20 protein-coding genes are annotated in these 21024 nt (G+C 64.8%); 5 read left to right on the plus strand and 15 right to left on the minus strand.

The annotated features are described in order from the left end of the window. The 10 genes from cheD to flhD form a co-directional block, all read right to left on the minus strand. On the minus strand, nucleotides 1-672 hold a 672-nt coding region (cheD, locus tag KH616_RS04515), incomplete at its 3' end, for a chemoreceptor glutamine deamidase CheD (protein ID WP_292237374.1). Then, a complete protein-coding gene (locus KH616_RS04520; RefSeq protein ID WP_292237377.1) occupies nucleotides 669-1610 on the minus strand; it encodes a CheR family methyltransferase in 942 nt (313 codons plus the stop codon). The genes cheD and KH616_RS04520, both read right to left, overlap by 4 nt. 3 nt (nucleotides 1611-1613) lie before the next feature. After that, nucleotides 1614-3473 carry a methyl-accepting chemotaxis protein gene (locus KH616_RS04525; protein WP_292237379.1) on the minus strand — a complete coding sequence of 620 codons (1860 nt, stop codon included), beginning with the start codon at nucleotides 3471-3473 and terminating at the stop codon, nucleotides 1614-1616. 45 nt (nucleotides 3474-3518) lie between these two features. Then, nucleotides 3519-4034, minus strand: a complete 516-nt coding sequence (gene cheW, locus KH616_RS04530) for a chemotaxis protein CheW (protein ID WP_292237381.1) — start codon at nucleotides 4032-4034, stop codon at nucleotides 3519-3521. Between the two features lie 48 nt (nucleotides 4035-4082). Then, entirely contained in the window at nucleotides 4083-6281 is a 2199-nt protein-coding gene (gene cheA / locus KH616_RS04535; RefSeq protein WP_292237383.1) for a chemotaxis protein CheA, read from the minus strand. 33 nt (nucleotides 6282-6314) lie between these two features. Continuing rightward, on the minus strand, nucleotides 6315-6692 hold the full coding sequence (locus KH616_RS04540) for a response regulator (RefSeq protein ID WP_292237385.1): 378 nt from the start codon (nucleotides 6690-6692) through the stop codon (nucleotides 6315-6317). A gap of 14 nt (nucleotides 6693-6706) precedes the next feature. Beyond that, nucleotides 6707-7753: a flagellar motor protein MotB gene (gene motB, locus KH616_RS04545; protein ID WP_292237387.1), complete on the minus strand. Its 1047-nt coding sequence runs from the start codon at nucleotides 7751-7753 to the stop codon at nucleotides 6707-6709. A gap of 13 nt (nucleotides 7754-7766) precedes the next feature. Then, nucleotides 7767-8627 (minus strand): flagellar motor stator protein MotA, encoded by an 861-nt coding sequence (motA, locus tag KH616_RS04550; protein WP_292237389.1) that lies wholly within the window; start codon nucleotides 8625-8627, stop codon nucleotides 7767-7769. A 177-nt stretch (nucleotides 8628-8804) separates the two neighbouring features. Beyond that, entirely contained in the window at nucleotides 8805-9359 is a 555-nt protein-coding gene (flhC, locus tag KH616_RS04555) for a flagellar transcriptional regulator FlhC (RefSeq protein ID WP_292237390.1), read from the minus strand. Between the two features lie 85 nt (nucleotides 9360-9444). Continuing rightward, a complete protein-coding gene (flhD, locus tag KH616_RS04560) occupies nucleotides 9445-9765 on the minus strand; it encodes a flagellar transcriptional regulator FlhD (protein ID WP_292237392.1) in 321 nt (106 codons plus the stop codon). A gap of 761 nt (nucleotides 9766-10526) precedes the next feature. Between flhD and KH616_RS04565 the strand changes: the two genes are divergently transcribed. Next, nucleotides 10527-11591 (plus strand): glycosyltransferase family 4 protein, encoded by a 1065-nt coding sequence (locus KH616_RS04565; RefSeq protein ID WP_292237394.1) that lies wholly within the window; start codon nucleotides 10527-10529, stop codon nucleotides 11589-11591. A 98-nt stretch (nucleotides 11592-11689) separates the two neighbouring features. Here the strand turns inward: KH616_RS04565 and KH616_RS04570 are convergent, their stop codons facing one another. The 3 genes from KH616_RS04570 to KH616_RS04580 all read right to left on the minus strand — a co-directional run bounded on the left by KH616_RS04570 (nucleotide 11690) and on the right by KH616_RS04580 (nucleotide 14435). Beyond that, entirely contained in the window at nucleotides 11690-11986 is a 297-nt protein-coding gene (locus tag KH616_RS04570; protein WP_292237395.1) for an H-NS histone family protein, read from the minus strand. Between the two features lie 577 nt (nucleotides 11987-12563). After that, nucleotides 12564-13388: a Cof-type HAD-IIB family hydrolase gene (locus KH616_RS04575; RefSeq protein ID WP_292237397.1), complete on the minus strand. Its 825-nt coding sequence runs from the start codon at nucleotides 13386-13388 to the stop codon at nucleotides 12564-12566. Nucleotides 13389-13562: 174 nt separating this feature from the next. Next, nucleotides 13563-14435 carry a BadF/BadG/BcrA/BcrD ATPase family protein gene (locus tag KH616_RS04580; protein ID WP_292237399.1) on the minus strand — a complete coding sequence of 291 codons (873 nt, stop codon included), beginning with the start codon at nucleotides 14433-14435 and terminating at the stop codon, nucleotides 13563-13565. Between the two features lie 143 nt (nucleotides 14436-14578). Here KH616_RS04580 and KH616_RS04585 point away from each other — a divergent pair, with 143 nt between their 5' ends. Beyond that, nucleotides 14579-15184: a DNA-3-methyladenine glycosylase I gene (locus KH616_RS04585; RefSeq protein ID WP_292237401.1), complete on the plus strand. Its 606-nt coding sequence runs from the start codon at nucleotides 14579-14581 to the stop codon at nucleotides 15182-15184. Between the two features lie 127 nt (nucleotides 15185-15311). Here the strand turns inward: KH616_RS04585 and rpsU are convergent, their stop codons facing one another. Beyond that, nucleotides 15312-15524 carry a 30S ribosomal protein S21 gene (gene rpsU, locus KH616_RS04590; protein ID WP_006401410.1) on the minus strand — a complete coding sequence of 71 codons (213 nt, stop codon included), beginning with the start codon at nucleotides 15522-15524 and terminating at the stop codon, nucleotides 15312-15314. A 540-nt stretch (nucleotides 15525-16064) separates the two neighbouring features. On the opposite strand from rpsU, the gene KH616_RS04595 reads away from it, so the two are divergent. The 3 genes from KH616_RS04595 (at nucleotide 16065) to fliT (ending at nucleotide 18900) form a co-directional block, all read left to right on the plus strand. Beyond that, entirely contained in the window at nucleotides 16065-16883 is an 819-nt protein-coding gene (locus KH616_RS04595; protein WP_292237403.1) for a flagellin, read from the plus strand. Between the two features lie 185 nt (nucleotides 16884-17068). Continuing rightward, complete coding sequence (gene fliD, locus KH616_RS04600; protein ID WP_292237405.1) at nucleotides 17069-18529, plus strand: flagellar filament capping protein FliD; 1461 nt, start codon at nucleotides 17069-17071, stop codon at nucleotides 18527-18529. Between the two features lie 71 nt (nucleotides 18530-18600). Beyond that, complete coding sequence (gene fliT, locus KH616_RS04605) at nucleotides 18601-18900, plus strand: flagellar protein FliT (protein ID WP_292237407.1); 300 nt, start codon at nucleotides 18601-18603, stop codon at nucleotides 18898-18900. Between the two features lie 71 nt (nucleotides 18901-18971). On the opposite strand, the gene KH616_RS04610 is transcribed toward fliT, so the two are convergent. Continuing rightward, nucleotides 18972-20744: a tetratricopeptide repeat protein gene (locus KH616_RS04610; RefSeq protein WP_292237779.1), complete on the minus strand. Its 1773-nt coding sequence runs from the start codon at nucleotides 20742-20744 to the stop codon at nucleotides 18972-18974. Between the last annotated feature and the right edge of the window lie 280 nt (nucleotides 20745-21024).

A 21024-nucleotide genomic window follows, 5' to 3' on the forward strand; every position in this document is an offset into this window, starting at 1 on the left:
AGTCCTGCCCGGCTGGGCGGCGGCCGCCGCCGTGCCCGGCTGCGGCGCCGGCCGTTTCGCCGGAGCCGAGAACAGCTCGACGTGCGCGCGCGAGCGCGTGGCGCGCGGTGCTTCGGCTTCGCGCGCCAGCGCGGCTTCGCGGGCGGTGACGCCCGGCACCTGCAGGCGCAGCTTCTTCACCATCGCCCGCCCCGTGTGCGGCATGAACGCGACCTTGCGCGGATGCACGCCCTGCAAGTCCTCGGCGGTGATGCGGATGCGTTCGAGCGCCAGATAGCGGCGCACGAAATCGGCATTGCGGTCGCCGATGTTGATCGTCGTCATGCCCGCCAGCACGGCCGCACCGCCGAACACCTTCGCTTCGAAGCGCTCCCGCCGGCCGCCCGCCTTGATCAACTCGTTGATCAGCATTTCCATCGCATAGGCGCCATAGCGCATCGACTCGGATGCGGCGGCGGACGGATCCGCGCCGTCGTCGGGCAGCATGAAGTGATTCATCCCGCCGACGCCCGCGACCGGATCGTGCAGGCACGCGGCGACGCACGATCCGAGCACGGTCATCAGCACCATGTCGCCGTTCGTCGTGTAGAACTCGTTCGGCAGCAGCTTCACGCCGGGCCGGCCGAAGTGTGCGTCGAAGTAGTGATTGGTCGCAATCGGCAGCGCGCTCATCGGCCATCCTCATGCGCATGCGCGGCGGCCGCGCGCGGCCGCGTGCGCGACGGCGCCGCATCCCGCGACAGTTCGTAGACGGTCTGCCCGCGCAGCCGGAACGCCTGCGTGACGTAGGTGAAGTTTTCCGAATGGCCGGCGAACAGCAGGCCGCCCGGTTTCACGAGCGGCTCGAAGCGCGAGAGCACCTGCCCCTGCGTCGGCTTGTCGAAATAGATCATCACGTTGCGGCAGAAGATCGCGTCGAACGGCTTGGCGATCCCGTAATCGGCATCGGTCAGGTTCAGCTGTTCGAAGCGGATCATCGCGCGCAGCTCGGGACGCACCTTCACGCGGCCCGCCTGCGCACCCGTGCCTTTCAGGAAAAAGCGCTTCAACCGCTCCGGCGGCAGGTGCTTGACCTGGTCGTACGTGTAGATGCCGGCCTCGGCCTTCGCGAGCACCTGCGTGTCGAGATCGGTCGCGAGGATCGACGCGCCGCGCGCCGCCGATTCGCCGAGCGCCTCGATCAGCGTGATCGCGATCGAATACGGTTCCTCACCGGTCGAGGCCGCCGAGCACCACACCGAGACCGGCGCCTCGCGGTGCTTCACGAAGTCCGCGAGGATCGGAAAATGATGCGACTCGCGAAAAAACGCGGTGAGGTTGGTCGTCAGCGAATTGGTGAAGGCTTCCCACTCGGCCGGATCGTCCTCCTGTTCGAGCAGGTCCAGATAGTCGCGGAAGGTGTCGAGCCCGCGTGCACGCAGTCGCCGCGCGAGACGGCTGTACGCCATGTCGCGCTTGTGCTCGGACAGCGAGATCCCCGCACGGCGGTGGATCAGCGAGCGGATGCGCGCGAAGTCGGCGGCCGTGAACGCGAAATCGCGGCCAGGCTCGCCCGCCCGTTGGGACGTGTCCCGAGAATCGGCATGAAGCGAAGCGCGCGCAGACAGCATGGTTTAGAAGGTCTCCCAATCGTCGTCGGACGCACCGGCCGCGGCGAGCGCCGGCTTCGGCTCGGCGGCCGGCGCCGGCCGCACGAGTGCGGGCTTCGCGGCCGGCTTTGCCGCCTCGGATGCGGCGGCGCGGGCCAGGCGCGGCGCGTAGCCGCCCGCTGCTGCGGGCGCGGCCTTCGGCTCGCTCGCGGCGGGCGCGGCGCGCTTCACCGGTTGCGGCGCGGCAGGCGCGGCTGCGGCTGCCGGCTGCGATGGCGGTGCCGGCTGACGCGCCGCCGCCATCGCGGGTGCGACCACGTGCGTGATGCCGCCCGCGACCCGCCAGCCGGCCACGACCGACTTCAGCTGGCGTGTCTGTTCTTCGAGCGACGCGGCCGCGGCCGCCGCCTGTTCGACGAGCGCTGCGTTCTGCTGCGTGACGGCATCCATCTGGCCGACCGCACGGTTGACCTGCTCGATGCCGGTCGACTGCTCTTCCGATGCGGCGCTGATCTCGCCCATGATGTCCGTCACGCGGCGCACCGCCTGAACGATCTCGTCCATCGTCGATCCGGCGCGCGCGACGAGCGCCGAGCCGCTTTGCACCTTGTCGGCCGAATCGCCGATCAGCTGCTTGATCTCCTTCGCGGCACTGGCGCTGCGCTGGGCGAGCGAACGCACCTCGCCCGCGACGACCGCGAAGCCGCGGCCCTGCTCGCCCGCCCGCGCGGCTTCGACCGCCGCGTTCAGCGCGAGGATGTTGGTCTGGAATGCGATGCCTTCGATCGTGCCGATGATGTCGACGATCTTGCCCGAGCTGGTCGCGATGTCCTGCATCGTCGCGACCACCTCGCCGACCACTTCGCCGCCCTGCGTCGCGATATCCGACGCATTGACCGCGAGCTGGCTCGCCTGCCGCGCGTTCTCGGCGTTCTGCCGCACGGTGCCGGTCAGCTGCTCCATGCTCGACGCCGTTTCCTGCAGCGACGCGGCCTGCTGCTCGGTGCGCTGCGACAGGTCGACGTTGCCGGCCGCGATCTCGTGCGCGCCGACGTCGATCGACTCGGCGCCGCGATGCACGGCCTGCACCATCGCCGTGACCCCGCCCTGCATCCGCTTGATGCCGGCGAACAGGCGGCCGATTTCATTGCGGCCATACACCTCGACCGGCTCGGTGAGGTTGCCTGCCGCGATGTGCTCAAAGTGCGTGACCGCCTCGACGAGCGGCCGGATCATCACGGCGTTCATCACGAAGCGGACTGCGATGACGATGACGAGCGCCACCACGATCCCCGCGACGATCAGCGCGACCATCAGCGAAATGCCGGCCTGCGTCGCATCCTGGCGCGCGAGCGCCTGTTTCTGCAGCGCGCCGATGACAGCCGACGCCGCGTTGTCGTAGGCGACGAACATCGGGCTGATCTTCGTATCCGCGATCGCGTGATAGGCGGCCATGTCTCCCGCGCGCGCCGCCGCGAATTCCGGCTCGAGGCCGTCCTTGACGAGCGCCGCGTAGCGCGCGTTCAATTCGTCGCCCAGCGCGGCGTCGACGCTGCCCTTCGGCGTCGCCTGATACGCTTGCCAGTTCCGGTTCGACTGCGCGTACAGATCCTGCGCACGCGCGAGCACCTTGGCGGCCTCTTCGGTATTGCTCGCCTCCGCCAGCGTGCGGGCGCGGTCGAGCGACACGCGCGCGCGCAGCAGGTATGACGACGTGTCGTCGAGGGCGTGGATCGCGGGCAGATCGACGCGTGCGATCTCGTCGAGCGACCGGCTCGCATTGTTCAGCGCGAACAGTCCGAGCCCGCCGACCGCTGCGGCGAGGCACACGAGAATGAGTCCGACCGCCGTCAGCGTCGTGCGGATCGACCAGTTATGCAACATCGCAGATTCCCCCGTATTTCCGTGTGCGTGCGCGGCGCGCGCCGCTTATACGCCGAGCGTCTCGATCAGCGCCATTTCCCGGCTCGACATCAGCTTCTCGATGTCCATCAGGATCAGCATCCGTCCGTCGACCGTGCCGAGGCCGGTCAGGTATTCCGTCGTCAGCGTCGCGCCGAATTCCGGCGCGGGCATGATCTGCTCGGCCGTCAGCGTCAGCACGTCCGACACGCCGTCGACGACCATGCCGACCACGCGATGCGCGACGTTCAGGATGATCACGACCGTCTGGTGGTCGTACTCGACCCGGCCCAGATGGAACTTGAGCCGCATGTCGACGATCGGCACGATGATGCCGCGCAGGTTGATCACGCCCTTGATGAAGTCGGGTGCGTTCGCGATGCGCGTCACGCTGTCGTAGCCGCGAATTTCCTGGACCTTCAGGATGTCGATGCCGTATTCCTCGTCGCCGAGCGTAAACACGAGAAATTCCTGACCCGTCGCATCGCCATGTTCCGCATCGCGGCGGCTCGTCGCCGCGTTCGCCGCGGCCGGATTGATCATTTGGACTTCAGCAGACACGTTTGCCCCCAATCGGTTGAATGGCGAGAGTTAGAACATGGCGAGCTCGGCGGCCGGATTGGCGCCGTGCGTCGCGCGGGTTTCACGGTTGAGCGCCGCGACGTCGACGATCAGCGCAACGCTGCCGTCGCCGAGAATCGTCGCCGCCGAGATGCCGTGGACCTTGCGGTAATTGGTTTCGAGGTTTTTCACGACCACCTGCTGCTGGCCGACCAGCTCGTCGATCAGCATCGCAAAGCGGCGGCCTTCGGTTTCCATGATCGTGACGATCCCCTGCGTCGGATCGGTGCGGGCGTCGGCGACCGAGAACACCTCGTGCAGCGCGACGAGCGGCAGGTATTCGCCGCGCACCCGCACCACGCGTTCGCCGTTGCCGACCCGGTAGATGTCGTCGGCGGACGGCTGCAGCGACTCCATCACGAAGTTCAGCGGCAGGATGAAGATTTCGCCGCCGACCTTCACCGACATCCCGTCGAGGATCGCGAGCGTCAGCGGCAGCACGATGCGCGTCGTGGTGCCGCGGCCGGCCAGCGACGTGATCTCGACGTGGCCGCCCATCGACTGGATGTTGCGCTTCACGACGTCCATGCCGACGCCGCGGCCGGACACGTCGGTCACGGTCTCGGCGGTCGAGAAGCCCGGCGCGAAGATCAGGTTCCACACCTCTTCGTCGCTGATGTTGTCCGACACCTGCATGCCCTGCTTCGCGGCCTTCGCGAGAATCCGCTCGCGATTCAGGCCGGCGCCGTCGTCGCTGACCTCGATCACGATATTGCCGCCGTGATGGGCGGCGGACAGCACGAGCTGGCCGACCGCATCCTTGCCGGCGGCGACACGCCTGTCGACCGTCTCGATGCCGTGGTCGAGACTGTTGCGCACCAGGTGCGTCAGCGGATCGATGATCCGCTCGATCAGACTCTTGTCGAGTTCGGTCGCCTGACCGAACGTCACGAGTTCGACCTGCTTGCCGAGCTTCGCCGCCAGATCGCGCACGAGGCGCGGGAAGCGGCTGAACACGTAGTCCATCGGCATCATGCGGATCGACATCACCGCTTCCTGCAGATCGCGCGCATTGCGTTCGAGCTGCGCCATGCCGTTGTACAGGCGATCGTGCAGCGCCGGATCGAACGCGCTCGTCGTCTCCGCGAGCATCGCCTGCGTGATCACGAGTTCGCCGACGAGGTTGATCAGCTGGTCGACCTTCTCGACGCCGACGCGGATCGAGCTGCCTTCGCCGCCCGACGCTGCCGCGGCGGCCGGACGTGCACGCTTGTCTTCATGGTGCGGCTGCGCGACGGCTGCGGGCTTCTGGGCGGCCGGTTGAGACACGGCCGGCGCCGGCGCAACCGGTTCGGGGGCGGCCGCGGCGGCCGGCTGCGATGCCGGCGAGGGCGCGGGTTGCGGCACGCTCGCCGGCACATTCGCCTGCGGCGCGGCTGCCTGCGCCGCGGCTTCCGTCCCGCCCTGCGCGCTCGGCGCGGTACCGTGGCCGATCCGGATCTGGCTGTCGTCGATCACGAAGCAGCACACCGCGATGATGTCGTCGGACGACACGTCCGATTCGAGCCACAGCGTCAGGTCGGCGCCGACCGGTTCGCGGCCGACGATCCGGCCGAGGTTGCCGAGTTCTTCGGTAAGGAGCGCCTGATCCTTGGCGTCGACGCCGATCAGCGTGATCTTCAGGTGCGGGCCGCTCGCGTCTTCCGCCGGCGCTGCGACCGGATGCGCGGCTGCCACCGCCTGCTCGACGACATGATCGGGCACGCTGTCGCCGGCGGGCTCGAACGCAGGCGCGCCGGCGACCGGCGCTTCGACGGCCGGCGCAGGCGCCGCGCCGCCGCTCTCGGCCTTCAGCCGTTCGAGCTTCGCGCACATCGCGGCGGCCGCCGCCGCATCGGGCTCGGCGCTCGCACGGTAGTCCGCCAGCTGGTCGGACAGCACGTCCTTCGTTTCGAGGAACGCGTCGACCATCTCCTTCGTCAGCGTCAGCTCGTTGTTGCGTGCACGGTCCAGCAGCGATTCGAGAATGTGCGTCGTATCGGTGAGCGCGGAGAAGCCGAACGTCGCCGCGCCGCCCTTGATCGAATGCGCGGCGCGGAAGATCGCGGCCAGATCCTCGGGATCGGGCGCGCTGACGTCCAGATTCAGCAGCAACTGCTCCATCTGCGCGAGCAGCTCGTCCGCTTCGTCGAAGAAGGTCTGATAGAACTGAGTGATGTCGAGAGTCATGCCGGTTCGCCAGATAAGTACGTCACGTTCATGTCAGGATGCAGCCGGAGCGGAAAGTGTCGCGACCACGTCGAGCAGCAGGTCCGGATCGAGCGGTTTCTCGATCCAGCCGGTCGCCCCCGCGTCGCGGGCCGCAGCCTTGAACGCCTCGCCGTCCTCGGTCGTGAGGACGAGAATCGGCGTGTCCGCGTAGACCGCCCCGGCGCGCAGCGCCGCGATCACTTCGAGCCCGCTTTTCCCCGGCATGTGCTGATCGGTCAGCACCAGGTCGAACGACGTGGCCGACGCGACATCGAGGCCTGCATCGCCGTCCGCCGCGACCGTCACGTCGTAGCCCGCCTGTGCAAGCGTCGCCTGCAGGAGCGCGCGCATGGTCGCGGAGTCGTCGATAGCGAGAATGGTTCGGATCATGTCTGTCTCGGGAATCAGGTTCGGGGCACCGATGCCGCCGCCGCAGCGGAGCCCGCGAGCGCCGGCCGCGCAGGCGCAACCGCTGGTGCGGGCGCCGCTGCCGGGCCGGCAAGCTGCTGCGCGAGCTTGGCGCCGGCCGCGTCGGCCGACAGCGTGGTCGTCGTCGCGTCGTCGCGCATCAGCGCTTCTTCGGATTTGCGGTTCAGCACGATGATGCTGATCCGGCGGTTCTCCGGATCGAGCGGATCGGCCTTGTTCAGGTTCTGCGTCGATGCGAGGCCCAGCACGCGCAGCACTTTCGCCTCGTCCATGCCGCCCGCGATCAGTTCGCGGCGCGATGCGTTCGCGCGGTCCGCGGACAGTTCCCAGTTGCTGTAGCCGGCTCCGCCGCCCGCATACGGCACCGCGTCGGTGTGACCCTGGACGACGATGCGGTTCGGCACGTCGTTGAGCGTCTTGCCGATCTCGCGCAGGATGTCGCGCATGTACGGCTCGACGTGATTGCTCGACATCGCGAACATCGGCCGCTTCTGCGTGTCGACGATCTCGATGCGCAGGCCCGTCAAGGTGGAATCGATCCGGATCTGCTGCTTGAACTGGCGCAGTGTCGGGTTCGCCTCGATCGCGGCGATCAGCTTGATCTGCAGGTCGTGCAGGCGGGCCTGTTCGCGCCGTTCGAGCGCGCCTTGCGCCTGTGCGGTCGCGTTCTCGTCGTTCTGCTTCGCGAGGCGGTCGGCGAGGTTCGTCGAGCCGTCGGTGCGGCGCGTGGCGCCGGCTTCGATGCTCGAAAGGTCGCGCCCGCCGCCGTTGATGATGCTCGAATCCTGCGAGCTGCGGTCGCCGCTGCCGAACAGCGCGGCCTTCAGCGGCGTGTTGAAATAATCGGCGATCCCCTTCATCTGCACCGGCGTCACCGCGCTCAGCAGCCACATCAGCAGGAAGAACGCCATCATCGCGGTCATGAAGTCCGCGTACGCGAGCTTCCAGGCACCGCCGTGGTGGCCCTTCTTCTGCGGCGCCGCCCGCTTGACGACGATCGCGCGATCCTTGTTCTTGCTCATCGGGCGCTCCGCGTCACTTCGCCTTCACGCGGCGCACGTGCTCTTCGAGCTCGGCAAACGACGGCCGCTCGGTCGAGAACAGCACCTTGCGGCCGAACTCCACCGCGATCGCCGGCGCGTAGCCGTTCAGGCTCGCGAGAATCGTCACCTTGATGCACTGGAACATCTTCGTCGACTCGGCGACGCGCTGCTCCGCGAGGCTCGCGAGCGGGCCGATCAGGCCATACGACAGCAGGATGCCGAGGAACGTGCCGACGAGCGCCTGCGCGATCATCGCGCCGAGCACCGCGGGCGGCTTGTCGGCGGACGCCATCGTATGCACGACGCCCATCACCGCCGCGACGATGCCGAAAGCCGGCATCGCGTCGCCGACGCGCATCAGCGCATGCGCCGGGGCCTCGCCCTCGGCGTGATGCGTCTCGATCTCCTCGTCCATCAGGCTTTCGATCTCGAATGCGTTCATGTTGCCGCCGACCATCAGCCGCAGATAGTCGGTCAGGAATTCGACGATGTGCCGGTCGGCGAGAATTTTCGGATATTGCGTGAAAATCGGGCTCTTCTCGGGGTCGTCGATGTCGGCCTCGAGCGTCAGCGTGCCTTCCTTGCGCGCTTTCGCGAGCAGCACGAACAGGAGCCCCATCAGCTCCATGTAGATTTCCTTCGTGTATTTCGAACCCTTGAAGAGCGTCGGCAGGACGCGCAGCGTCGCCTTGATGGTCTTCATGCCGTTGCCGAGGATGAACGCGCCGACGCCTGCGCCGACGATCATCAGGATCTCGACCGGTTGAATCAGCGCGCCCAGATGGCCGCCCGCCAGCGCATAGCCGCCGAAGACGGACAACAGCGTCACGAGTGTTCCCACGAAAATCAGCACTGCCAGTCCCTCACGAATGACCGGCGGGGAGGCCGCCGTTAAGTGGTTTACGGCAGTTGTCAGGAAAACTTTGGCCGTGCGCGACGCGCCGCATGGCCGTGTTTACCATCACCGTTTCCCGGCAGGGTCGACCGCCCGCGGCACCGGCCGCGGCCGCGCGAGCCCCGCGCGGCGGGCTCAGACCGCGAGCGGCGCCTGTTCGGCCCGCGCGGCGGCAGCCTTGCGCGTCTTGCCGGCACGCGACGGCGGCTGGCAAAGACCGCAGACGAAACCTTGATGCGGATCATGCGCATGCGCGACAAAGTGGCCGCCGCAGCGCGTGCACGGGGTCGTCTGCAACATCCCCGAATCGAAAAAGCGCACGAGCGTCCACGCGCGCGTGAGGCTCAGCACGGCCTCGTCGCCGGACAGCGCCACGTGCTCCAGATAGAGCCGATAAGCCTTCACGATCGCCTGGATCGGCTCGCAGCGGCCGTGATCCTGCATGAACCGGTAGATGTTGTAGAACAGCGACGAGTGAATGTTCGGCTGCCACGTCACGAACCAGTCGGTCGAGAACGGCAGCATGCCCTTCGGCGGCGATACACCCTTCAGTTCCTTGTACAGCTTGATCAGACGGTCGCGGGACAGGTTCGTCTCCGCCTCCAGCAGCTGCAGCCGGGCGCCCAGTTCGATCAGTTCGATGGCGAGGGTGATTTCCTTCACCTCGACCACGACGCTTTTGCTTGCCATAGTGATTGCCGTCTGCTTCTCGTAACTTCGGATATCGATCGCCAAACCGTTGCCCCGGTCTTGCAGGCGCCGTGGCGAATCGGTGTCAGCGGACGCTTTCGACCGGCTGGCCGGCCATCAGGATCGCCGAATGGGCGTGTGCGACGACGGCGCTGCGTCCTTTGTCGGCAAGCGCGGACAGCAACAGATGATCATCGAAGCGAAAGCGGCACAACATCTGGTTCGACGCGGCAAGCTTCACAGTCTGGGCGAGCGTGAGGCCCGCGAGGACATCGGCCAGCTCCTCGGAAATCCCCATGCGGAACATGCCCATCGCTTTGTCCTCACGCAGCAGACGCTGTGCAAGCAGGAGGTACGACAGGTTTACCTCATTGATCTCACTGAGCATTTCGCTTGTAGCGCTCATGATTCCCCCGTTAAGAACCTTGGCCTTTCGTTTTATGGAAACGTTTGCTCGACAGGGCGGCTCGTGGCGCGCATCGGAACGTTTATAGTCTTACAGCCGGGATTTTGGCCAAACGGGTTTTATGCCGGTATCAGCGAAGTGGCGTGCGCCGCGCAGGAATTGTCTGTAAACCGTGTAGGAATTTTTCTGACAAAAGGGTGTTGAAAGGTCGGAAACGGGAAAAGTGCGGCAAGGTGTCGCAGATGGCTGGCAGCAGTACGTGCCGGCGCGAAGAATCGGAAAAAATTATAGAGGGTTTTCACGAATACGCAACAATCATTCGTTCCGTTTCGCTCTGCGCGCATAGGCATTTTTTACCGACTTCTCGCGTATTTCATCATGTAACAAGGGTTAAGCGTTTGAAAAAACCCTCGAAACCGGCCGACCGATCCCGATAATGGGCTGGAACGGGCAGCGCCGCGCGTGCCGCCGGCCCTGCCCGCAGCCTGCCGCCCGGCGCCCTGGCGTCCGCCGGCACACCCGGCGACGCACGTCGGCGCGGCCATTCCCCCACCCTGCATGGGATCGGAAGCAGCGCTGTCGCGCCTGCTCTGGTCGACCGCTTTGCGTGATGATCGGAGCATGCGCCAAAGCACCCGCGCTGGTCGCCGCTTTACTTGAGACCGGAGCAAGCGCCGACGCGCCCGCTCTGGCCGCCCCGCTTGACATGGGACCGGAGCAGGCGCTGAAGCGCTCGCTCTGGCCGACACCGGAGATCGTCCATGCGCATTGCCCAGATCGCGCCGCTCTACGAAGCCGTTCCGCCGAAACTCTACGGCGGCACCGAACGCGTCGTGTCCTACCTCACGGAAGCACTCGTCGAACTCGGACACGACGTGACGCTCTTCGCCAGCGGCGACTCGGTCACGTCCGCCCGCCTCGAAGCGGCCTGGCCCCGCGCCCTGCGCCTCGATCCATCCGTTCGCGACGCAATGGCGCCCCATATGCGCCTGCTCGAACAGGTCGCCCGCGTCGCACACGAATTCGACGTCCTGCACTTCCATCTCGACTACCTGCCGTTCCCGCTGATGACGCGCCTCGACACGCCGCACGTCACGACACTGCACGGCCGGCTCGACCTGCCGGAACTGCAGCCGGTGTTCAATGCGTTCCCCGGCGCCCCCGTCGTGTCGATCTCCGACAACCAGCGCAAACCGCTGCCGCAAGCAGCCTGGGCCCGCACCATCCATCACGGCCTGCCGGACACGCTGCTCACGCCGCAACCCGGCGTCAAACCGGAATATCTCGCGTTCCTCGGCCGCATCTGCCCGGAAAAGCGTGTCGATACCGCCATCCGGATCGCCGCACAAAGCGGGCTGCCGCTGAAAATCGCCGCGAAAGTCGACAGGGCCGACGCCGATTATTTCAAGGAGGAGATCGAGCCGCTCCTCGACTCGGCCCACGTCGAATTCATCGGCGAGATCAACGAAGCGCAAAAGCCGGCATTCCTGTCCGGCGCGAAGGCGCTGCTGTTCCCGATCGACTGGCCCGAGCCGTTCGGCCTCGTGATGATCGAGGCCATGGCATGCGGCACGCCGGTCGTCGCATTCAACCGCGGATCGGTGCCGGAAGTGATCGAAGACGGCGTGACCGGCTTCATCGTCGAGGACGTTCAGGGTGCGGTCGGTGCGCTGCAGCGGATCGACAGCCTGTCGCGCGATGCGATTCGCGCCCGCTTCGACACCCGTTTCAGTTCAAGGACGATGGCGCAACACTACGTGGAAACGTACGAAACGCTGTGCGCCGCAACTCGCCAACCGGCATTGCGCCGGGTCGCGGCAGGCTGACACCGGAAATCCCCGCCGGAATCGGGCTCGAAATCGGCCCGGAAAAACGAAAGAGCCGCATCGACGATGCGGCTCTTTCCGTATTGGCCCAAACTCGATTATTCAATCAAAAAACGATCTCGGTTTTTCCCGACGATCCAGCCCGGCGGTTTGCCGCGCCCACTCCAGGTGGCGCCCGACTTCGGATCCCGGTATTTCGCCGGCAACGGTGCTTTTTTTGGCGGACGACCACGACGCGCGCGCTCCGCAAACCCCAGATCCTGCGCCGTCAGCCCATACTCGGCAATCATCCGCTGCACGTCCGCAATGACGGCGGCGACTTCCTGGCGGCGAACCTCGTCCGCCTGAGCCTGCAAATCGGCGATTTGCGCCTTGAGTTTCGCGTATTGAGACATTTCAGCTCCCTGTTACATGACCCAACCCTGACATACCGATCCGGACACGAGACACCCGTTACGCCATCCGCACTGCCACCATGCAAATTGCAATATATGGATGTAGTTTAACCAAACCGTCTATTTCAGGAATGCGGGCTTATTCTAATAAAACGGCTTCACCGGCCTTTCGGATTTAACAAAGGTTGACCCTCGCCCTGCGATTCGCCTCCTATAATCCAGACCAATTGAGGATGCGCTGTAAATCAGGATCCGGTAATCCGTCGTCCAAGCATCCCGAACTGGATCTCCAGGAACGTTTTCGGCGGCTCGCGGCAGAGGCGCCCGGCACAATCCGGTTCGCGCCATTGTTCGGCGCGGCGGCCGCCGGAGCCACGCACCCGCGGGCTGCGGGACGCGACGGGGCCATCGATCCGCCACCAATCGCGCGGCATGACCGTGCCCGAGAGCAGCGGCGCCAGTGAGCCGCTCGCTCGAGAGATAACACGACGGGGTTAGGCGGGCAGGAGCAGCGAGCCTCACGCTGCCGAAGAAAAAGAGGCGGGATACTTCAACGGGCGCCGGCGGCGCCCGTTTTTCATTGTGCGGCGACGCCGTCCTCGAGCGCGAACAGCGCGCGCAAATGGCGCGCGACGCCCGCATCGAAGTTGTTGCCGATCCGCGGAATGTGCGGCAGGCGCGCGATCAGATCCGGGTTGGCGTTGTTCATCATGAACGCGTGACCCGCGGTTTCGAGCAGGTCGATGTCGTTCATGTTGTCGCCGAACGCAATGCAGTGACCGGGTTCGATGCCGAGCCGCCCGAGCACCGCGCGCAACGCGCGTCCTTTCGACACGCTCGCGGCCATCACCTCAAGGCAATCGGGCAGCGAGTACGTCACATACAGCGCGTCGCCGAATTCCGCGTGCAACCGCTGGGCGATCGCGGCCAGATCCGCGGGTTCGCCGATGTACAGCACTTTCGCGATATCCGCGCCACCGTGTGAAGCCATGTCGATCACGTCGTAGCGAAAGCCCGAATCCTGATGGAAGTCGAGCAGGTGCTGCGCATCGCGGTCGATCAGCCAATCCTGATCGGCGAACAGGTTGACGATCACGCGGCCGTGCTCGCCGACGATATCCGGCCGCACGATGCGCCGGACCATCTCGGGCGCGATGTCCTGCGCGTGGATCGTCGTGTCGTCAGGCGCATGGACGCGCGCGCCATTCGACGTGATCAGGTACGGCCGGATGCCGAGGACATCGCGGATGCCGGTGACGTCCGCATAGTGACGCCCCGTCGCGATGATGAACGGCAGACCGTCGCGATCGAGACGACGGACAGTCTCGATCGTGTAAGGGTCGAGCTGGTGTTCGCTGTTCAGCAGCGTGCCGTCGAGATCGGTGGCAATGACTTTGTACATGGATGGATCGGAAAGGCGCGGAAAGCGAAAAACGCTGCGAGGCCGCCATTTTAACGTCGCACTCCGGGAGGTGCCGGCAGGCGCTCCGGGCGAAACGCGCCAGCCGATGCCGATGCATGAAGCCACCCGCGGCGCCGGCGGCCGCGGACACACACGCGGCGCCGCGCCCTTCCGTCAGCCTTGCCTCGCCGCATTCAGCGCAAGCCGCAACGCGCCATGCGCCGAATCCTCCAACGGTGCGCGCAGGCGTCCGACATGCCGCGCCGGCACCGCTGACACGAGCACATCGGCCAGACCGCCGCACAGCGCCACCGGCAAAACCTGCCGCGGATCGAGCGCGTCGATCATCTTGCCAATCTCGTCGCCCGCCTGCGCGATCAGCGCGAGCGCGAACGGATGCGTGCGATGCGCGAATACGATCGGTGCGAGGCGCGCATACGCCGTCTGGTTCGCCTCGCACGACCACTGGACGAGTGCGTCGCGATCCCGCGCGCCGCACGCGTCGAGCAAGGTCTCGGCAAAAGCATCGCGTGGCACCCGGCCGTCGAGCGCCTGCTGCGCATAGGCAAGCGCACGCATGCCGAGCCACGCGCCGCTCGCCTCGTCGCCCGACGGAAAGCCGAAGCCGCCCGCGATCCGGCAAACGCCGTCGCCATCGAGTGCGGCCGCGATACTGCCGGTGCCGAGCGCCACGATCAGCCCAGGCTCACCGCCGTGCGCACCGACCACTGTCGTGTATGCGTCGCTTTCGATCGCAAGCATATCGAGCGGCGCCTGCGCGCGGAACGCGGCGAGCCACGTCGGGTTATTCACGCCCGCAAGCCCGCAGCCGAGCGCACAGCGCGACCAGTCGAATGCCAGGTCGGCGCGCGCGAACGCGTCCGCACATGCCGCACCAATCGACGCCCATGCGCGCTCGATGCCGAGCCCGAGCCCCGACGGGCCTCCGCGCCCTTGCGCCAGCTCGCGCCCCTGAAGATCCGCCAGCACCGCGCGGGTGCCGGTGCCGCCGCCGTCGATGCCGATCGCGTAAAGAATTTCCGTCATGCGTTGATCCCGCCGATTCAAACAGGCGCCAAGCTTAACCGGATCGGCACCGCCCGCCCATCTGCCATTTGGCCTGCTTTGCCGTGCGAGGGCGTTCGGCTATGCTGGCGCGATCCAATCGAGACAGCAAGGCGAGGCAGACAATGTCGCAGCGGTGCAACTGGGTGAGAACGGAAGCGGACGCCCACTATCACGATACCGAGTGGGGCGTGCCGTCGCATGACGACCGCCATCTGTTCGAGATGCTGATCCTGGAGGGGGCGCAGGCGGGGCTTTCTTGGTCGACAATCCTGAACAAGCGGCCGGGCTACCGCGCAGCATTTGCCGATTTCGACGTCGATACCGTCGCGCGTTTCACGCCTGAGCATGTCGACAAGCTGCTGCTCGACTCCGGCATCGTGCGCAATCGTGCGAAGGTCGAATCCGCGATCGTCAATGCGCGGGCGGTCCAGCGGATCCGCGACGAGCATGGCTCGCTCGCGCAATTTCTGTGGTCGTTCGTCGATCACGTGCCGATCCAGAATGCCTGGACGTCGTATCGCGACGCGCCTGCGTCGACCGAGCGCTCCGATGCGCTCAGCAAGGCGCTGAAGGCGTATGGCTGCAAGTTTGTCGGCTCGACGATCTGCTACGCGCTGATGCAGGCAACCGGCATGGTGAACGATCACGAGGTCGGCTGTCCGTGCCACGCGCGCTGCGCGGCATTGGGCGGCAAGCAGACGGCTGGTGCGCTCACCGCGGCGCGGTAGCCCGCCACTCGGGCGGCCGCCACGAAACGAGCGCCGCCTCGCCCGCATTCGCCACCCCAAAAGCAAAACGGCGGAGCGGCTTCTTTCGAAGCACGCTCCGCCGTTTCGCGGCGAACCTGGGAAGCTTTTAGTGGAGCTTCTTCGGCAGCATCTGGCTGCGCAGGCGCTTGTGCAGGCGCTTCACAGCAGCAGCCTTCTTGCGCTTGCGGACAGCCGTCGGCTTTTCGTAAGACTGGCGCTCACGCAGTTCAGCGATCAGGCCGTTCTTTTCGATCGCGCGGCGGAAGCGGCGGATTGCTACTTCGAACGGCTCATTTTCTTTCAGAAGAATCGTCGTCATGTAATTCCTAACTTTGATTTGCTTAATACGGTTTAACGAGGTGGCGGCGAACCGCACACGCGCGAGCCATCCAGTCGCATCGGGCGACACGCGAAAGCGCACCCAACCGAAAGGTACGGCCGCCATGGAGGCCGGAAAAGAGAAGTGGAAGCTCACAACAGAACGCGACCGGCGCATATCCTGCACCGGTCGCCACGGGTTCGCCGCTTGGACTACCTGCGAACCAAGCAAATATCTCAATCCACTCGCGATGATAGCAGGAAAATCGTTTACTGACTACCAACCGATCACCCGACTGCGGGGCGCCCCCGCCCCTCCCCGCCGGTGAGCCGCACTCCACGCCGCGCACCAAGTGTCGGCCCGCATCTCCGCATGCGCAGCGCAACGGATCAACCGGACCCACGAATGCAAACGATGCGGCCCTAAAGTTTCGCCGAGTCAGCGCCGACAACCAGGAAAGGCGGGCGGCGCAGGACACTGAAAGCGCGACGCCGACCTGAACCAACCCAATCAAACGGCGTTTTCCAAACGAGGATCCAAATGCTGAACATCAACACCAACATCTATTCGCAGACTGCACAGACGAACCTGAGCAGCACCCAGAATGCGCTGTCGCAAGCGATTAACCGCCTGTCGTCGGGTAAGCGCATCAACTCGGCAGCTGACGACGCAGCCGGCCTCGCGATCTCGACGTCGATGACGGCGTCGATCAACGCATACAACCAAGGCGTCGCAAACGCGAACAACGCCGTGTCGATGGCTCAGACGGCTTCGAGCGGCCTCTCGGCAATCACTGCCAACCTGCAACGCGTCCGCCAGTTGGCCGTTCAAGCTTCGGACGATTCGATCGGCACAGCTGCTCAGGCGAACCTCGATACCGAAGTGCAAGCACGTCTCACGGAAATCACCCGCATCTCCAGCCAAACGACCTACAACGGCATCAACCTGCTCGACGGTACCGCAGGCGCGGCCCTGGATTTCCAGATCGGCGAAAAATCGGGCCAGAAGCTGACAATGGACTTGAGCGCCAAATATGATGCGACGACGCTGACCGTGACGGGCAATACGACAAGCACGGCGAACGCCCAAACCTTGATGGACCAGGTCGATGTCGCCCTCAAAACTGTCAACACCGCACAGGCAACGCTCGGCTCGGACATCAACATCTTCCAGGCAGCGATCTCGCAAACGACGTCGCAGTCCACCAACCTGAACGCCGCAAGCGCACAGATCACCGACGCGAACTTCGCACAGGAAACCGCCAACCTGTCGAAGGCTCAAGTGCTGCAGCAAGCAGGCATCTCGGTGCTCGCGCAAGCGAACTCGATGCCGCAGCAGGTTCTGAAGCTCCTGCAATAAGCGTCCGGTAACACGCCGCGTCACGCATTCAAGAAATGCGTGACGCGGCCGTCAATATAGAAGCCAAAGAAAGAATGCTTACCCGAGGGCCCACCTTCAGGTAAGCATTTTGTGCATCGCACGGTACAGCATGCGTGCCCGGCCAACGCGCCCGGCGCCGCACTTTTCACCAGACGGAGTCCTCGATGTCGACGACGAACATTTCCAGCACTACGAGCAACAGCGCACTGATGCAGGCGGCGCAGTCCATCATCAGCGGAGTGACGAACTCGACGACAGACACGTCCGCCCTCGTTTCCGCAATGGTCACGGCCAAGACGGCCGCGCAGAGCACCCAGCTCGCGAACCGGCAAACCCTGGACAACACCACACTGTCGGCCATCGGCACGCTCAAGTCGTCGCTGTCGTCGCTGCAGTCGGCACTGTCCGGCCTGTCCGACGGCTCCGCGCTGGCGAAAACCACGGCCACCGCAAGCGGCAGCGGCCTGACCGCCACCACGGCGACGGGCTCGGTCGCCGGCAGCTATTCGATCGCCGTGACCCAGGTCGCCACCGCGCAGAAGCTCGCACTAAACACCGGCGTGGCATCCACCGCCCAGATTGGGACTGGCAACCTCACCATCACGCTCGGCAGCAACGCGCCGATGACGGTCGCAGTCAATTCCGGCAACAACACGCTTGCTGGAATCGCCAGCGCGATCAATTCCGCGAGCGGCAATCCCGGCGTGACGGCCACCGTCGTTACCGGCGTCGATGGCTCGCATCTGGTACTGACCTCGAACGTGACCGGGGCGGCAAATACGATGAAGATCTCGACCGATTCGACTGACGGGCTGACCAGCATCGCGACCGTCGACAGCTCGGGGGCCGCAACGAACAACTACACCGAGAAAAGCACGGCACAGGACGCAAAACTCACGATTGACGGCACCAACGTCCAGAGCGCCAGCAACGCGATCACCGGTGCCATTACAGGCGTGACGCTCAACCTCGCGGCCGCGTCCGCTGGCACCACCCAGACGCTCACGGTTGCGTCGGACACCACGTCCGCGACGACTGCGATCAATGCGTTCGTGTCGGCGTACAACTCATTCGTGGGCACGGCCTCGTCGCTCTCAAGTTTCGATTCGACGGCGACGGCCGGCAGCCAAGGCGGCCCACTGTTCGGCGACTCGATGCTGAGCTCGATTACCAACACCCTCGCGACGACCATTTCGAAGGGCGTGACGAGCGGCGGCAGCACCGTGAGCCTGAGCGCGCTCGGCATCAACCTGCAACCGGACGGCACGCTGAGCGTCGACAGCGCAGCATTGTCGAAAGCCCTGACGAACAACCCCGCAGCGGCCGCGACCGCTTTCAACGCGACGAACGGCGTCGGCGCAGTGCTGAACAACAGCATCACGTCGTATCTGCAAAGCGGCGGAATCATCGATACGCGCGTCACTGCGCTGAACAAAGATCTTGCCGACGTGAAGACCCAGGCAACGGCGCTGCAGGCGTACACGAGCCAGCTCACCGATCAGTACAATGCGCAATTCACCGCGCTCAATACGCTGATGGCGCAAATGCAGAACAACTCGCAATATCTGACGCAACTGTTCGGCGGCACCAACAGCGCCGGCGCGCTCGCCACCAACAAGTCGTAAAGGCATAAAGGGCCGACCGGATGCATCGCGCCGCTCGGCACCTGTGAAATGGCACTGGAGCGATCATCCCGATGGATCAACCCACCTTGCTTGCCCGCGTCTGGGAATTGACGCAGGCAATCGAACATGCCGCAACGATGGCGGACTGGTGTGGCGCAGCGCATCTCGTGGAAACGCGCTCGCCACTACTGATGTCGCTGAACGCGTCTCAAACGCCCGATGCACTGGCCATCATCCGCCGCATACAGGCAATCGACTCGGCCATCATGGCCGATGCAAAAACGACGCAGCAAGAGTTGCAGACGGAGTTTCAGGTTGCACTCGGACGGACGGAAGCTGCCGGCCAATATCAGCAGATTGCGCAACTGTAACCGTTCTGCACACCGGGCGCTTGATCCAGGCCCGGCCACTCATCGCACCGGGATAAGCGGCCGGGACCACGCTAACTCACAGATACCGCATCCAGCGCATGTTTGGCGCACATCGTGATGAGCGCATCTTCCAGATTGCGAGCAAAGCGACGGGCGTCACATAGCGGCGAAGCGAGCAGACGGTCGCGCAGGCTCGTGCGAAACGCCATGAGTCGATCCGTGTCGACGGCGAGCTCCATTGCCTTTGCGACATAGGATGCATCGTCGTCCGCGACCCAATCGAGCAGATCAAGCGGCCCGAGGATGCTCTCGCAGATGTGGGACAAAAACCGGTCCCCGCGACGACATACGACGGGAACGCCCATCCACACGCTCTCTGCCGTCGTGGTCCCACCCGGATAAGGGAACGGGCTCAGCATTATGTCCACGCGCTTGTACGTGGCAAGGTACTCGGCATGGGCAGACAAGCCTTCGAGCATGAGTTGCTCGCGCCCGATGCCCTTCACGCGAAAGCGTTCGACGATCCGCTCGCGGACGGGCTCGATATCCAGTTGGGCGGACTTCAATAGCAAGCGGGCAGACGGAAGCTTGCGCAACACCTCGGACCATACGGCGACGACATGATCGGTGACCTTCGTCAATTTGCCGAAATAACCGAACGTGACTCGATGCTCACTGACAGATGGCGGCGCGCCTGTCGAGATCGGATACGCCGGCGGTGTGTAGCATAGGTAACTGTCCGGCAAACGCCACGGTCGCTCAATAAATTGCGCCGTCTCCTGTTCAGGCAACACGTAATCGTCACCTAGCACATAGTCGATTGCGCGCACGCCAGTGCTGGCGAAATAGCCGGGCCAGCTGACCTGCACCGGCGCGGGTTTCCACGCGAAGAGCGGCAGCCGGTTGTATCGCGTGTGTCCCGACGCATCGACAAGCACGTCGATGCGATCGCCGCGAATCTGGCTCGCCGCATCGCGATCCGGCATGCCCGCGATCGTATGCCACTCGCGGAACAGCGGCTTGATTCTGCGGGTCAAGTCGTCTTCGAGCATCGCGCGAGTGACATAGGCGATCAGCTCGATGCGCCGCGGATCGACATGCCTGACCACATTCTCGAGAAAGTAGCCGACCGGATGCATCTTGAGATCGCCGGAAACGATGCCGACACGCAAGGGGCGTCGATTTTCCGTCGGCGCATCCACCAGCCAGCTCGTCCACGGTTCGGCAAGTCGGGCAACCAGTTCGCCATATGCGGTCGCTTCGGCAAGATACGCCTCGGGCGATGTCGCATCGCTGTAGTTGAGCGTAAACAGCACATTGCTGCGCGGCTCGGGCAGATCCGGCGCGAGCGCAATCGCATTTCGATACGCTTCGACCGCTGCGTCCGGCTCATCCAGATCCTGGAGCACGTTGGCGAGATTGTTGTAGGCCTGTGCGTGGTCGGGCTTCAGCTCGATCACCTTGCAGAAGGCATCAAGCGCCATGTGCGGCTCCTTGAGCGAACGCAGCGCATTGCCCAGGTTGTTGTACGCATCGACGTAGTCAGCCTGTATCGCAATTGCCCCACGAAAGCACTCCGCAGCCGCGGCATGGCGGTTGTGCGCCGACATCACATTGCCGAGATTGAAGTAGTAAAGCGCCTGCGGACTACGCTCGAGTGCGGCCATGATGAGATCGACGGCGTTGTCGAAATTTCCCGACTGATGCGCAATAAGCCCGAGCAGATGCAACGCGTCGGCATGGTTTGGGGCGACGGAAAGGATTTGCCTGTACATCGCCTCCGCCTCGCTCACACGTCCTTCAATGTGAAGAGACAATGCGGCATGGAGCGCCGCGTCCTCCATTTGGGTTTGCGCTGCCGACGCAATTGGCGTGGCCGAACGCGGAGTTGCAGGAATAGACGCGTGGACATTCACGCCCCGGTCCGGCGCGTGATCTTGAGGATGGGAGCTAGTCAAGTTGCACTCCGCTCGACTGATTGAATGGGTGGACTGCCGAGGTACACGATTGCTGTAGATCTGCCTGCTAACCCGGCGAAAGCAATGAATGCGTCGAGCGCGAAGTGGCACACGCCCCTTTCATTGCCAGACAATATTGTCAAGCCGCAAAGGCCGCTCTGATCGA

This window comes from Burkholderia sp. (assembly GCF_018375725.1).
Lineage (GTDB): Bacteria > Pseudomonadota > Gammaproteobacteria > Burkholderiales > Burkholderiaceae > Burkholderia.